Genomic DNA, 13,094 nt, shown 5'->3' with positions numbered 1-13,094 from the left:
GTCGTCCGCCTCCTCGGGTGCCGGGTGCTCAGACCTCGAGCAGCTCGGCTTCCTTGGCCTTGACCATGTCCTCGATCTTCGCGACGTAGGTCGCGGTCGTGCTCTCGAGCTCCTTCTCGGCCCGGGACACCTCGTCCTCGCCCGCCTCGCCGTCCTTCGCGATGCGCTGCAGCTCGGTCATCGCGGTGCGTCGGATGCTGCGGATGGAGACGCGGGCGTCCTCGCCCTTGCCGCGGGCCACCTTCACCATCTCGCGGCGGCGCTCCTCGGAGAGCTCCGGGAACACCACGCGGATGATCGTGCCGTCGTTCGACGGGTTGACCCCGAGGTCGGAGTCGCGGATCGCGCGCTCCATGACGCCGAGCGAACTGGCGTCGTAGGGCTTGATGACGGCCATGCGGGCCTCCGGCACGGCGACCGACGCGAGCTGCGGCAGCGGGGTGTAGGCGCCGTAGTACTCGACCTGGATGCGGTTGAACATCGCCGGGCTGGCCCGCCCGGTGCGGACGCCCTGCAGGTCCTCGCGCGCCGCGTGGACGGACTTCTCCATCTTCTCCTCGGCGTCGAGGAGGGTCTCGTCGATCATCTCCGGGCTCCTCTGCTGCGTCGGGGGAGATCAGGCGGGCGTGTGGACCAGCGTGCCGATCCTCTCACCCCGGACCGCCCGCGCGATGTTCCCCTCGACCAGCAGGTTGAACACCATGATCGGCATCTGGTTGTCCATGCACAGGCTGAACGCCGTCGCGTCGGCGACCTTGAGGCCCTTCTCCAGGACCTCGCGGTGGGTGATCTCGGTGTACATCGTCGCCGTCGGGTCGATCTTGGGGTCGGCGGTGAAGACCCCGTCGACGCCCTTGGCCAGCAGCACCATCTCGCACTCGATCTCGAGGGCGCGCTGCGCGGCGGTCGTGTCGGTGGAGAAGTACGGCATCCCGACGCCGGCGCCGAAGATGACGACACGGCCCTTCTCGAGGTGGCGCATCGCGCGCCGCGGGATGTACGCCTCGGCGACCTGGCCCATCGTGATGGCGGTCTGCACGCGGGTGTCGATGTGGTGCTCGCGCTCGAGGAAGTCCTGCAGCGCGAGGCAGTTCATGACGGTGCCGAGCATGCCCATGTAGTCGCTGCGCTGGCGCTGCATCCCGGCCTGGGAGAGCTCCTCGCCGCGGAAGAAGTTGCCGCCGCCGATCACGACCGCGATCTCGACGCCGCTGCGGACGACCTCGGCGATCTGCCGGGCGACCGTGCGGACGACGGTCGGGTCGACCCCGACGCCCCCGCCGCCGAACATCTCACCGCCGAGCTTGAGCAGGACGCGGCGCGTGGGCACGGCGGTCCGGTCGGCGCGCTCGGCCTCGCTCTCGGTCCCGGTGTCGGCCTCGACGGTGTCGGTCACGGCGGAGCTCCCCTCGTGCAACGGCGGTGGACCGGGCCCGACGCCGGGTGGGCGGGGGCGCGGCGGGCGACCCCGCCGCGCACCCGCACCGACCCGTCGTCGGGAACTCCCTAGGGCTGGCCGACCTCGAAGCGGGCGAAGGTGCGGACCTCGACGCCCGCGTCCTTCAGCACCGCGCCGACCGACTTCTTGTCGACCGACACCGAGTCCTGCTCGAGCAGGACGGTGTCCTTGTAGTAGCTGTTGAGGCGACCCTCGACGATCTTGTCGATGATCTTCTCCGGCTTGCCCTCCTCGCGCGCGGTGGCCTCGGCGACGCGACGCTCCCCGTCGAGGACGTCCGCCGGCACCTCCTCGCGCGTGGTGTAGAGCGGACGGGCGGCCGCGACCTGCATGGCCGCGCCGCGGGCCGCGTCCTCGTCGGACCCGGTGTAGGCCACCACGACGCCGATCGCCGGCGGCAGGTCGGAGCTGCGGCGGTGCAGGTAGGTCGCGGTCGGGCCCTCGAGGGTGACCACGCGGCGGAGCTCGAGCTTCTCGCCGATCCGCGCCGAGAGCGCCTGCACGGCGTCCTCGACGGTGCCGTCGCCGAGCTTCGCCGCCTTGAGGGCGTCGATGTCGTTGATCTTGCCGTCGATCGCGACCGCGAGGACGTCGTCACCGAGCTGGACGAAGTCCGCGTTCTTGGCGACGAAGTCGGTCTCGGAGTTCAGCTCGATCATCGAGCCGTCGCGGGCCGCGACGATGCCGTTGGCGGTCGCGCGGCCGGCGCGCTTGCCGACGTCCTTGGCGCCCTTGATCCGCAGCGCCTCGATGGCCTTGTCGAAGTCGCCCTCGTTCTCCTCGAGCGCCTTCTTGCAGTCCATCATCCCGGAGCCGGTGGCCTCTCGGAGCTTCTTCACGTCGGCGGCGGTGTAGTTCGCCATCGTGTTCCTGTTCCTCAGACGTGGGTGGGTGGTTCCCGACGGCGGGTGGGGTGGCCCCACCTGCCGTCGGGAAGGGAGTCAGCGGCTCGCCTGGCCGTTCTCGGGCGTGCCGGCGGACGGGGCGGCGTCGATCGCGTTGTCGTCCTCGCCGCCGGGGGTCTCGGCGACGCCCCGGGTGCGCTCCGGCCGGGCGGCCTCGCCGGTCGGCTGGACCTCGTCCTGCGCGGCGTCGGCGGTCGCCTCGGCCGCCGGGCCGGCGACCGGCGCGTCGCCGGGAGCGTCCGCGGCGGAGTTGGTCGGCAGGCTCTCCGGCGCCGAGGCACCGTCGCCGCCGACGGCGGTGAACTCGCGCTCCACCGCGGCGTCCGCGGCCGGCTCCTCCTCGGTGCCGTTCTGGCGCTGGCCACGGGCCCGGAAGCCCTCGGCGCAGGCCTCGGCGACGACCTTGGTGAGCAGGGCGGCCGAGCGGATCGCGTCGTCGTTGCCCGGGATCGGGTAGTCGACCTCGTCCGGGTCGCAGTTCGTGTCGAGGATCGCGACGACCGGGATGTTCAGCTTCCGCGCCTCGCCGACGGCGATGTGCTCCTTCTTGGTGTCCACGATCCACACCGCGCTCGGGACGCGGGCCATGTCGCGGATACCGCCGAGGGTCTTCTCGAGCTTCTCGTGCTCACGGGTGAGCATGAGGATCTCCTTCTTGGTGCGACCCTCGAACCCCCCGCTCTGCTCCATCGCCTCGAGCTCCTTGAGGCGGGTCAGACGCTTGTGCACCGTCTGGAAGTTCGTGAGCATGCCGCCCAGCCAGCGCTGGTTGACGTACGGCATCCCGACCCGGTCGGCCTGCTCGGAGATGGCCTCCTGGGCCTGCTTCTTCGTCCCGACGAAGAGGACGGTGCCGCCGTGGGCGACCGTCTGCTTCACGAAGTCGTAGGCGCGGTCCACGTAGGACAGCGTCTGCTGCAGGTCGATGATGTAGATGCCGTTGCGCTCGGTGAAGATGAAGCGACGCATCTTGGGGTTCCAGCGCCGGGTCTGGTGTCCGAAGTGGACGCCGGAGTCCAGCAGCTGTCGCATGGTGACGACGGCCATGGTGGCGGTACTACCTCTGTCCTCGTTGCGGTTGCCGCACCGGTCCGGGGTGGATCGGTGCCCTGGTGCCCCGGCCGGCGACCGATTCCCCCGGAGGGGACCGCTCGGTGCACGGGGTGATGGCTCGCTCGAGGGCGGGCTCGTCGGGGCACGCGAAGTCGACCCGTCGTCGACGGGCCGCTGGGGGCGAGTCTACGCCGAGCCCCGGATCCGCTGTTCACCGGTGTCGCGGGGCGCCACCCCCGGGTGTCAGCACTGCGGCCATGCTGACACTGGACGTCACAATCGCGCCCGGTACGGAGTCGACGGGAGCCGATCGGACCCGCCGTGCGTCGGTTCCCGTGTGAGAGTCCTCTTCCTGACGGCGGCCCTGCTCCTGCTGACGGTCCCGGCCGTCGCCCGTGCCGAGCCGCCCGAGCTGCCGGCCATCCCGGTGGGGGCCTACGGGTGGCCCGTCGCGGGGTTGTCGGCCGGCGCCCCGGTGGCGGGCGGGGTGGCCCGACGGTTCCTCGCGCCGCCGACGCCCTACGGGCGGGGTCACCGCGGGGTCGACCTGGCCGCTGCTCCGGGCACGCCGGTGGTCGCCGCCGGCCCGGGCACGGTGGTGTACGCGGGCCTGCTCGCCGGGCGGGGTGTGGTGTCGGTGCAGCACGCGGGCGGGTTGCGGACGACCTACGAGCCGGTGGCGGCCTCCGTGGTGGTCGGAGCGTCCGTGGCGCGGGGGACGGTCGTGGGCACGCTCGACCCGGGCCACCCGGGCTGTCCCGCGTCGGCGTGCCTGCACTGGGGTCTGCGGTGGGCGCACCCGCCCGGGGCTCCGCGGGAGCAGTACCTCGACCCCCTGCTCCTCGTGGGCCTCGGCCGCACGCGCCTGTGGCCGGCGGGGTGATCGCGGGGGCTGTGCGGCGGGGCGAGTGCGACACCACGCAGGAACGGCCGCCCCGGAACCTGCGCCACGTCGCACTCGCGAGAGGACCAGCGGCGGCTCATCCTCGCCAGGCGCCGGGCGCCGCTGGCCACCTTGTCGCGGTCTCCCGACGCCGACCGCGCACCTTGTCGCTGTGAATCACCGCGACAAGGTGCGTCGGAACGAGTGAGAACCCGCGACAAGCTGCATGCGGGCGCCGCGCGGCGGGGCGAGTGCGACACCACGCAGGAACGGCCGTCCCGGAACCTGCGCCACGTCGCACTCGAGGCACTGCCGGCGCCCTGTCGTGGCGGATCACCGCGACAGGGCGCACCCGGCCCGCCTACTCGGCGTGTGCCTCCGCCAGACGACCCCGCAGCCGCAGGACCGCGCGGGTGTGGAGCTGGCACACCCTCGACTCGGTGACCCCGAGGACCTTGCCGATCTCGTTCAGCGTCAGGTTCTCGAAGTAGTAGAGCGCGACGATCTTCCGGTCGCGCTCGCCGAGGCCGCCGATGGCGTCGGCGAGCAGCCGGCGGGTCTCCCGCGACTCCATGGCCGCGACCGGGTCCTCGGCGCCGGCGTCGGGCAGGGAGTCCGCCAACGACGGCGCGCCCGCCCCCGACCCCGCACCCGACGCGTGCGAGCGCCCCGCCGCGACGAGCTCGTCGAGCGCGGCGACGCTGGTCATCGCGATCTGGCCGTAGGTGGCCCGCAGCTCGGTGGTCTCCATCCCGAGCTCGTCGGCGATCTCGGAGTCGCTGCAGCTGCGCTGCTCCCGGGTCTCGCGGCGCTCGATGGCACGCTCGATCTCCCGGGCCCGGGAGCGGACCGAGCGGGGCACCCAGTCCTGGGAGCGCAGCTCGTCGAGGATCGCGCCGCGGATGCGCTGCATCGCGTAGACCTCGAACTTGCGGCCGCGGTCGGGCTCGAAACGCTCGATGGCGTCGACGAGCCCGAAGATGCCGCACTGCACCAGGTCGGCGACGTCGACGTGGCTGGGGAGCCCGGTGCCGACCCGGCCGGCCACGTACTTCACCAGCGGCGCGTAGTGCAGCAGCAGCCGGTCGCGGACCTCGCGGTCGTCCGGGGTGGCGGCGTAGTCAGCCCACATCTCGGCGATGCCGGCCTCGACCAGCGCCTCCTCGTCGCGGACCGTCCCGTCGGGGGCCGCGCCGGGGTGGATCGTGGTCGGGCGCGCGCGCACGGCCACGTCACGGGTGGGGCGGGGAGCGGAGAACACGGTCCCGGGCGAGGTCGCCGGGACGGCCCGTGCGGCGGCGCCGACGGTGGCGGCGGCCGGCCGCACCGGCTCAGGCTCGGGGATGCGCGGCGTCATGAACGGCCCTCAGACGGTCGGCGGTCACGTGGGTGTACAGCTGCGTGGTGGCCGGTGAGGCGTGGCCCAGCAGTTCCTGGACGCTTCTCAGGTCCGCTCCCCCTTCGAGCAGGTGGGTCGCCGCCGAGTGGCGCAACCCGTGCGGTGCGATGTCGGGCGCACCCGGCACCGAGCCGGCCGCGTCGTGGACGACGGCGCGCGCGATGCGCGGGTCGAGGCGCCCCCCTCGGGCACCGAGCAGCAGGGCGGGCGGCGAGCCCGCGACGGCAAGGTGGGGCCGCCCGTCCGTGCGCCACGCGTCGAGCGCGGCGGCCGCGGGGGCCCCGTAGACGACGGTCCGCTCCTTGGCGCCCTTGCCGAGCACGCGCAGCGTCCGGCGCGCGTCGTCGACGTCGTCCACGTCGAGGCCGCACAGCTCGGAGACCCGGATGCCGGTGGCGTAGAGCAGCTCGAGCAGGACGTGGTCGCGCAGCGCGATCGGATCCCGCTCGGCCGCGCCCCGCGCCGCGTTGTCGAGGGCGGCCGCGGCCTGGTCGGCCCGGAGCACCGCGGGCAGCGTGCGGTGGGCCCGCGGCGAGGCGAGCCGGGCCCCGGCGTCGGTGGGCGCGTGCCCGGTGCGCGCGGCCCAGGCGGTGAAGGCGCGGACCGACGCGGCTCGCCGCGCGACCGTGGTGCGCCGTGCCGGTCGACGGCCCGCGTCGCCCCGGCCGGCGTCCTCGGCACCGGTCCCCGAGCCCGACCGGCCACCCGCGACTCCGCTTGACCGACCACCTGCGGCCCCGCCCGCCGAGCCGCCCGTGGCGAGCCACGACCGCAGCGCGGACAGATCCAGGTCGACGAGCGTGACCGCCCGCCGGTCGTCCGCGGCCGGGCGGCGGGCGGCGGTCCGCGTGACCAAGTGCCGCAGGGCCGCGGTCACGTCGCCGGTGTAGGCCCGCACGGTGTGCTCGGAAAGCCCCCGCTCGTAGCGCAGGTGGGCGGTGAACTCCTCGACGGCCCGAGCGAGCGCGGCGGGCAGCTCGTCCGTGCCGCCACCAGCGGAGATCTCAGGATTCGTCGCGCTGCGTGACGGGTTTTCCGTCGCCCGACCCGGCGCGGCGAGGGCGTCGACGGCCTCGTCGGCCTGCGCCCCACCGGTCCCCTGGCCCGCGCCCTGGGACGAGAATCTGCCGGTCATCGCGTCGAGACTCCGCTGTGACAGGGGGACCGTCAAGCACCGCCGCGCCCCTGTCGGTGACCGCGCGGGCCGAGCGGGCAACGGTCACACTCGTCGCGCTGTGCAACCGTTCGTCGCACACTTCGCAGCGTCAGACGGACCGGCTCCACCCCCGATCCCCGTCCCGCACGACGAGACCCGCGGCGAGCAGCTCGTCCAGCGCCGCCGGGACCGTCCGCGGCGTGACCCCGGATTCGCGCACCAGGGCCGCGGTGCTCGACGGGGCGTGGCCGCGCAGCGCTCCGTGCACCCGGACCGCGGCCCCCGAGAGGCCGTCGACCGGACTACGCCGCCGCGGGGGTTCCGCCGCCGGACGGTCCGCCTCCGGGTCGATCGGCCCCAGGTCGGCCAGCGCGTGGCCCACCGAGCCGACCAGCGTGGAGTAGCCGTCGCGGGCCAGCGTGTGGTTGCCCACCGACAGGGCCGACGTGACCGGTCCGGGCACCACCAACACCGGCCGCCCCAGCTCGCGGGCGGCCCACGCGGTGCGGGAGGCCCCGCTGCGCACCCCGGACTCCACGAGCAGCGTGCCCGTGGCGAGAGCTGCGATGAGGCGGTTGCGCACGAGGAAGCGGTGCCGGGCCGGGACCGCACCGACCGGGTACTCGCTGACCACGAGTCCGCGTTCCGCGATCGCCTCGAGCAGCCGGGCGTGCGCGGCCGGGTAGGCCCGCTCGATCCCGCAGGCCAGCACGGCGACCGTGGTGCCGTTCGCCGCGAGCGCGCCCCGGTGGGCCTCGCCGTCGATGCCGAGGGCGGCTCCGGAGACGACCGGGAGCCCGGCGTCGGCGAACGACGCGGCCCAGTCCCGCGCGATCCACTTGCCGTACCCGCTCGCCGCCCGGGAGCCCACGACGGCGACGCTGCGCCGGCCGGGGCCCACGAGCTCGTCCACCGCCGCGGGTCCGCGCACCCACAGGGCCAGCGGTACGGCCCACTCCGCGTGGCCGGGCTGCGCGGCGAACCCGGCCATCGCCGCCGCGGGCCAGGCCTCGTCCTCCGGGACGAGCAGCCGCCCGCCGAGGGCCGCGGCGGCCGCGAGGTCCTCGGCGGCGCGGTCGTCGTCGCGCCGGGCGGCGACCTCGGCCCCGACGTGCGGCCCCAGGTCGGCGCCGCCGCGGATGCGCGCGGCGGCCTCGACCGGTCCGAGCAGCTCGGCCAGGTGCGCGACGGCGGGTGCCGGCGGCTCCGCCACCCGCAGCAGGTACGCGCGGGCGTGCAACACCTCCTCGGGGACCGTCATGCCGCCGCCCCCAGGTGCTTGAGCTCGATCGCGGCGTGCACGTCGGCGTCGTCGGGCCGCTCGCCCCCACGCAGGTCGCACAGCGTCCACGCCACGCGCAGCGCCCGGTCGAGGCCACGCGCGGTGAGCCGCCCGATGCGCAGGAGGTTGTCCAGCTCCAGGGTCGCCCCGACCGGCAGGGGCGCGATCCGGCGCAGGGCCGGCCCGGGGACCTCGGCGTTGCTCCGCCACCCCGTGCCCGCCCACCGGGCCCGGGCCCGCTCCCGTGCCGCCAGCACCCGGGCCCGCACGGTCGCGGTGTCCTCGGGCCGCTCGTCGTCGTCCCGGTGCAGGGAGGACACCGGCTCGAGGGTGATCTGCAGATCCGTCCGGTCGAGCATCGGGCCGGAGAGCCGGGACTTGTAGCGGTTGACCACCGTGGACGGGCACGTGCACTGCTCGGAGCGGGGCGGCGCGCACGGACACGGGTTGCTCGCCATCACCAGCTGGAACCGGGAGGGGTAGCGGACCACGCCGTCCTTGCGGGCCAGCCGCACCTCGCCCTCCTCGAGCGGCGTGCGCAGACCGTCGAGCAGGTGCGGGCCGAACTCGAGCACCTCGTCCAGGAAGAGCACGCCACGGTGGGCCAGCGACACCGCCCCGGGCCGCGCCAGGCCCGAACCACCGCCCACCAGCGCCGCCGCCGACACCCCGTGGTGCGGCGCGACGAACGGTGGGAGCACGGCGAGCTCGCCGTCCGGCGGCAACGCCCCGGCCAGCGAGCGGACCGCCGCCACCTCCATCGCCTCGGGCACCGAGAGGTCGGGCAGCAGCCCGATCAGCCGCCGCGCGAGCATCGTCTTGCCCGATCCCGGCGGGCCGACGAACAGCAGGTGGTGCCCGCCGGCCGCGGCGACCTCGGCGGCCCACCGCGCGCCGGCCTGCCCGACCACGTCCCCGAGGTCCTCGTGGGCGCGCGGACGCTGCAGCGTGGGCCGCCCCGAGGGGCTGCGGAGCATCCGCTCGCCCCGCAGCCACGCGAGCACCTCGGCGAGGTGGGCGGCGCCGAACAGCTCGATGCCCTCCACCAGCGACGCCTCGTCCAGGCAGTCCTCCGGGACCACCGCCCGCGCCACCCCGGCCCGCCGGGCGGCCAGGACGCAGGGCAGCACCCCGCGCACGTCCCGGATGCGCCCGTCCAGGGCGAGCTCGCCGAGCAGCACCACGTCCTCGAGCGCGGTGGGCCGCAGCCGGCCGTCGGCCGCGAGGACGCCGCAGGCCAGGGCGACGTCGTAGCTGGAGCCCTGCTTGGGCAGGGTGGCCGGCGACAGCGCCAGGGTGATCTTGCGGGCGGGCCACTGCTCGCCGCTGTTCACCACCGCGGCCCGCACCCGGTCCCGCGCCTCGGCCAGCGCGGCGTCGGGCAGGCCGACCAGCGACAGACCCGGCAGGCCCGGCCCCAGGTCCGCCTCGATCTCCACGAGGTCGCCGTCGATGCCGTGCAGGCCGATCGACCACGCCCGGGCCAGCCCCATCAGAAGGCTCCCTCGTAGTGCTCGATGCACGGCTCGTCGTCCCCGACGAGCAGCACCGACACCACGTCGAAGCGCACCTCGCACCACCGGGCACGCGACTCGGCCAGCCACTGGTGGGCCAGGCGCCGGATCCGGGCCGCCTTCGCCCGCGTGACCGCCTCGACCGGCCGCCCGAACCCGGTGCCCGACCGGGTCTTCACCTCGCAGACGACCAACCGCTCGCCGTCGGTCGCGACGACGTCGATCTCACCCTCGCGCCGCCGCCAGTTCCGCGCGAGCACCACCAGCCCCCGGGCCGTCAGGTGCTCGACCGCGAGGTCCTCCCCCGCCCGCCCGAGCTCGTCCTTCGCCGCCACCACGTCCGTCCTCCCGCCGCGCCGCCTGCCTGCGACCACGGTGGCGACGACGGGTGGATCCGCGCGAACGGCGAGCGGTGCTCTGGGGACAACTCGGGGGCTGGGGACAACCGGCTACGCCACCCGCCGTCAGGAACGGGACGGGTGGCGGAGCATCAGCCTCCGAACGGACCGTCCTCGAGGCGCAGGTCGGGCTTGTCGAGCTCCTCGACGTTGACGTCCTTGAACGTCACGACGCGGACGTTCTTCACGAACCGCGCGGGCCGGTACATGTCCCAGACCCACGCGTCGGACATCCGCACCTCGAAGTAGACCTCGCCGTCGGCGTTGCGGACGGCGACGTCGACCGAGTTCGCCAGGTAGAAGCGGCGCTCGGTCTCCACGACGTAGGAGAACTGGCTCACGATGTCGCGGTACTCGCGGTAGAGCGACAGCTCCATGTCGGTCTCGTACTTCTCGAGATCCTCCGCGCTCACGGTGCCTCTCCCCCCTCCGCCTCCGGGTACTCCTCGAGCACCTCATTGTGGCCCACCGTCGCTGCGGCGCTGAGTCTGCCGTCCGGCACGCCCGCGAGGCGAGCCGCCCCGGCGACGTTCACGAAGCTGTAGCGGTGATCGGGGCTCGGGCCGTGCTCGCACAGGGCGGCGGTGTGCGTCGGCGTGCAGTAGCCCTTGTGGACGTCGAACCCGTACTCCGGACGTCGCTCGTGCAGCTCGGCCATCAACCGGTCCCGGGTCGTCTTCGCGAGGATCGACGCGGCCGCCACGCACGCTGCGGCGAGGTCCCCCTTGGGCACCGCGAGGCTCGGGACGCCGAAGCCGGTCACCGGGAAGCCGTCGGTGAGGACGTAGCCGGGCCGGACCCCGAGGTGGGCCACCGCGCGGCGCATCCCGTCGATGTTCGCCGCGTGCACCCCGCGCCGGTCGACCTCGACCGGGTCGACGAGCACGACGTGGAAGTCCACCGCGCGCCGCCGGATGACCGCGGCGAGCCGCTCGCGCTCGGCCGGCGGGAGCAGCTTGGAGTCCGTGAGGCCCTCGAACCGCTTGGCGTCGTTCGGCCGCAGGATGCACGCCGCCACCGCGAGCGGCCCGGCGCACGCCCCGCGGCCGGCCTCGTCGACCCCGACGACGGGTCCGAGCCCGTGTCGCTCGAGCGCGGACTGCAGCGCCCAGGCCTCGCTGGACCGGCGCACGATCGCCCGCGGCGGCTGGATTCCGGTGCGCGGCGGGAGGGGCTTGCGGGCACGACGGGGCGGACGTCCCCCGGAGGGCTGACCCGTGCTCCGGGAGCGCCCGTCCCCGCCCTGACGGGGACGGGCGGTCGTCACTGCGGTGTCGCCCCGTTCCGCGGACGGTGATCCGGGTCCGGTCGCGGCGGAGCCGCCGTCGTGGTCCCGGCAGCGGCCCGGCGCAGCCGTCGCCCGCTGCGGGCCAGCGGCACGGCCAGCAGCGCGCCGGCCACGGCGGCCCCGCCCTCGGGCAGGCCGGTCGACGGACCGAGGGCCGTGGTCGTCGTCTGCGGGTCGATCGCGGGCACCGTGCGCCAGCGGGTGATCGGCAGCACCACGACGCGGGCCTTGCCGATGATGTCGCTCTCCGGCACGGGGCCGTGGAACCGGGCGTCCGCGGAGTTGTTGCGGTTGTCCCCCATCACCCAGAGCTGGCCCTGCGGCACCTGCACCGGGTCGAACGTGGCCTGCTGGGAGCCGAGCCCGTCCTGGTAGTACAGGTACGGCTCGGTCAGCGGCTTCCCGTCGACCAGGACGCGGTTCTGCGGATCGCAGCACGCCACGGTCTGGCCGCCGACGGCGATCACGCGCTTGACGAAGTCCTTCTCGTTCGGCGCCGCGAGCCCGACGAGCGAGAGTGCCGACTGGAACCCGCGGACGATCGGGTTCCCCGACGGCTCGGTCTCGCCGACCTCGTCGTTGTCCAGCCACGCGGGCGGTCCGCGGAACACGACGACGTCGCCGGGCGCCGGGTCGGTGAACCGGTAGCTCACCTTGTCGACGGCCACGCGGTCGTTCGCGCAGCCGGTGCACCCGTGCAGCGTCTGCTCCATCGACGCCGACGGGATCACGTAGATCCGGGCGATGAAGGTCTGGATCACGAACGTCAGCACGATCGCGACCACGACGAGCAGCGGCAGCTCGCGCCAGAAGGAGCCCTTGCGCTTCTTCTTCCCCGAGCCCTTCTCGTCGCCGTCCTTGCCGCGCGACCGACGGCCCGGACCCGACCGGTCCGCCGCGTCCTCGTCCCGGCCGGGACCCGACGCGGCCGTCACGCCCCCGCGCCGGTGCTTGCCGGTGTTGGGTCCGAGCCCGGTGGTCTCGGTGACGGCCGCTCCGTCGTCGGAGGCGTCCGTGGTGGGGGTGTCCCCGGTCCGCCCGGGCGGCGGGATGCCGCCGGCGAGCAGCGGCGCGGCGGCGGAGGGCTCGTCGGCCGGGACCGGCGGCTGCACCGCGGTCGGCGTCGGCCGGCCCTGACCGGTGCCCGACGACGGGGTGCCGTGCCCGTCCGTGCCCGGTCCGGCGGGACGCGGGTGGGCGTCGGTGGGGCCGTACCCGTTCGCGGGGGCCTGCCCGTGGCCCGGGCCGTATCCGGTGGACGGGGCGTGGCCGTTGCCCGGGGCGTGGCCGTTACCCGCAGCGTGACCGTCGGCGGGACCGTGGCCGTTCGGCCGGGCCTGCCCGCCGGGCGGCGACGGCGGGGCCTGGCGCCACGACGACGCCTGCCCGTACGACGGCGGGTACTGCCCGTACGGCGGCGACGGCGGGTGGGGCGGCCGGCTCTGCCCGTAGGGCGGCGAGGCCGGCGCCTGCCCGTACGGACCCGGCTGGTGGTCCCGCGAGGGACCCGACGGCAGGGCGGTCGGCGGTGGCCACTCGGCGGTCGGACGCCGACCCTCCGAGGGACCCGAGTGGCGGCCGTCGCCGTCCCGGTCCGACCCGGCGCCGTGCCGCCCGCCGGAGCGGACCCGCTCGCCGGTCACCTCGCCGTACGGATCGTCCCCGGGGTCGGCCTCGGACGGACCGCCCCACCGCGGATCGACCCCGCCGTGGCGGGGTGCGCGGTAGCGGCGACCGGGCTCGTCGGAAGGAGGCAC

Annotated in this window: 13 protein-coding genes; 1 reads left to right on the top strand and 12 read right to left on the bottom strand. The window is 75.0% G+C overall.

The window, feature by feature from the left end; genetic code table 11:
* Positions 1 to 28: 28 nt before the first annotated feature.
* The 4 genes from frr to rpsB all read right to left on the bottom strand — a co-directional run bounded on the left by frr (position 29) and on the right by rpsB (position 3,411).
* Complete coding sequence (gene frr / locus QRT03_RS08495) at positions 29 to 586, bottom strand: ribosome recycling factor (protein ID WP_286052219.1); 558 nt, start codon at positions 584 to 586, stop codon at positions 29 to 31.
* A gap of 30 nt (positions 587 to 616) precedes the next feature.
* A complete protein-coding gene (gene pyrH / locus QRT03_RS08490) occupies positions 617 to 1,330 on the bottom strand; it encodes a UMP kinase (protein WP_286053337.1) in 714 nt (237 codons plus the stop codon).
* Between the two features lie 176 nt (positions 1,331 to 1,506).
* A complete protein-coding gene (gene tsf, locus QRT03_RS08485) occupies positions 1,507 to 2,322 on the bottom strand; it encodes a translation elongation factor Ts (protein ID WP_286052218.1) in 816 nt (271 codons plus the stop codon).
* A gap of 78 nt (positions 2,323 to 2,400) precedes the next feature.
* Positions 2,401 to 3,411 (bottom strand): 30S ribosomal protein S2, encoded by a 1,011-nt coding sequence (gene rpsB, locus QRT03_RS08480; protein ID WP_286052216.1) that lies wholly within the window; start codon positions 3,409 to 3,411, stop codon positions 2,401 to 2,403.
* 343 nt (positions 3,412 to 3,754) lie between these two features.
* Here rpsB and QRT03_RS08475 point away from each other — a divergent pair, with 343 nt between their 5' ends.
* Complete coding sequence (locus QRT03_RS08475; protein WP_286052214.1) at positions 3,755 to 4,300, top strand: murein hydrolase activator EnvC family protein; 546 nt, start codon at positions 3,755 to 3,757, stop codon at positions 4,298 to 4,300.
* A 361-nt stretch (positions 4,301 to 4,661) separates the two neighbouring features.
* On the opposite strand, the gene QRT03_RS08470 is transcribed toward QRT03_RS08475, so the two are convergent.
* The 8 genes from QRT03_RS08470 to lepB all read right to left on the bottom strand — a co-directional run bounded on the left by QRT03_RS08470 (position 4,662) and on the right by lepB (position 13,094).
* The gene (locus QRT03_RS08470) at positions 4,662 to 5,657 is read right to left on the bottom strand and encodes a FliA/WhiG family RNA polymerase sigma factor (protein WP_286052212.1); all 996 of its coding nucleotides are present in this window, start codon (positions 5,655 to 5,657) and stop codon (positions 4,662 to 4,664) included.
* A complete protein-coding gene (locus QRT03_RS08465) occupies positions 5,632 to 6,834 on the bottom strand; it encodes a tyrosine-type recombinase/integrase (protein ID WP_286052211.1) in 1,203 nt (400 codons plus the stop codon). The genes QRT03_RS08470 and QRT03_RS08465 overlap by 26 nt, the downstream gene beginning before the upstream one ends.
* Positions 6,835 to 6,964: 130 nt before the next feature.
* Positions 6,965 to 8,116, bottom strand: coding sequence for a DNA-processing protein DprA (locus tag QRT03_RS08460; RefSeq protein ID WP_286052210.1), 1,152 nt, complete (start codon positions 8,114 to 8,116; stop codon positions 6,965 to 6,967).
* A complete protein-coding gene (locus QRT03_RS08455; protein ID WP_286052209.1) occupies positions 8,113 to 9,630 on the bottom strand; it encodes a YifB family Mg chelatase-like AAA ATPase in 1,518 nt (505 codons plus the stop codon). Before QRT03_RS08455 ends, QRT03_RS08460 begins: the two co-directional genes overlap by 4 nt.
* On the bottom strand, positions 9,630 to 9,989 hold the full coding sequence (locus tag QRT03_RS08450; RefSeq protein WP_286052208.1) for a YraN family protein: 360 nt from the start codon (positions 9,987 to 9,989) through the stop codon (positions 9,630 to 9,632). The genes QRT03_RS08455 and QRT03_RS08450 overlap by 1 nt, the downstream gene beginning before the upstream one ends.
* A gap of 152 nt (positions 9,990 to 10,141) precedes the next feature.
* Entirely contained in the window at positions 10,142 to 10,462 is a 321-nt protein-coding gene (locus QRT03_RS08445) for a DUF2469 domain-containing protein (RefSeq protein WP_230756111.1), read from the bottom strand.
* Positions 10,459 to 11,202, bottom strand: coding sequence for a ribonuclease HII (locus QRT03_RS08440; RefSeq protein ID WP_286053336.1), 744 nt, complete (start codon positions 11,200 to 11,202; stop codon positions 10,459 to 10,461). Before QRT03_RS08440 ends, QRT03_RS08445 begins: the two co-directional genes overlap by 4 nt.
* Before the next feature lie 110 nt (positions 11,203 to 11,312).
* Complete coding sequence (gene lepB / locus QRT03_RS32150; protein ID WP_425604805.1) at positions 11,313 to 13,094, bottom strand: signal peptidase I; 1,782 nt, start codon at positions 13,092 to 13,094, stop codon at positions 11,313 to 11,315.

It is taken from the genome of Actinomycetospora termitidis (genome assembly GCF_030286555.1).
Classification (GTDB): Bacteria; Actinomycetota; Actinomycetes; order Mycobacteriales; family Pseudonocardiaceae; genus Actinomycetospora; species Actinomycetospora termitidis.
Note: the sequence above shows the minus strand (reverse complement) of the source record. Positions and strands in the feature narration are given on the sequence as shown.

Excerpts from the sequence above, each read along its gene's own strand:
- tsf (WP_286052218.1), bottom strand. The coding sequence starts at position 2,322 with ATGGCGAACTACACCGCCGCCGACGTGAAGAAGCTCCGAGAGGCCACC.
- frr (WP_286052219.1), bottom strand. The coding sequence starts at position 586 with ATGATCGACGAGACCCTCCTCGACGCCGAGGAGAAGATGGAGAAGTCC.
- QRT03_RS08470 (WP_286052212.1), bottom strand. The coding sequence starts at position 5,657 with ATGACGCCGCGCATCCCCGAGCCTGAGCCGGTGCGGCCGGCCGCCGCC.
- QRT03_RS08465 (WP_286052211.1), bottom strand. The coding sequence starts at position 6,834 with ATGACCGGCAGATTCTCGTCCCAGGGCGCGGGCCAGGGGACCGGTGGG.
- rpsB (WP_286052216.1), bottom strand. The coding sequence starts at position 3,411 with ATGGCCGTCGTCACCATGCGACAGCTGCTGGACTCCGGCGTCCACTTC.
- QRT03_RS08455 (WP_286052209.1), bottom strand. The coding sequence starts at position 9,630 with ATGGGGCTGGCCCGGGCGTGGTCGATCGGCCTGCACGGCATCGACGGC.
- QRT03_RS08460 (WP_286052210.1), bottom strand. The coding sequence starts at position 8,116 with ATGACGGTCCCCGAGGAGGTGTTGCACGCCCGCGCGTACCTGCTGCGG.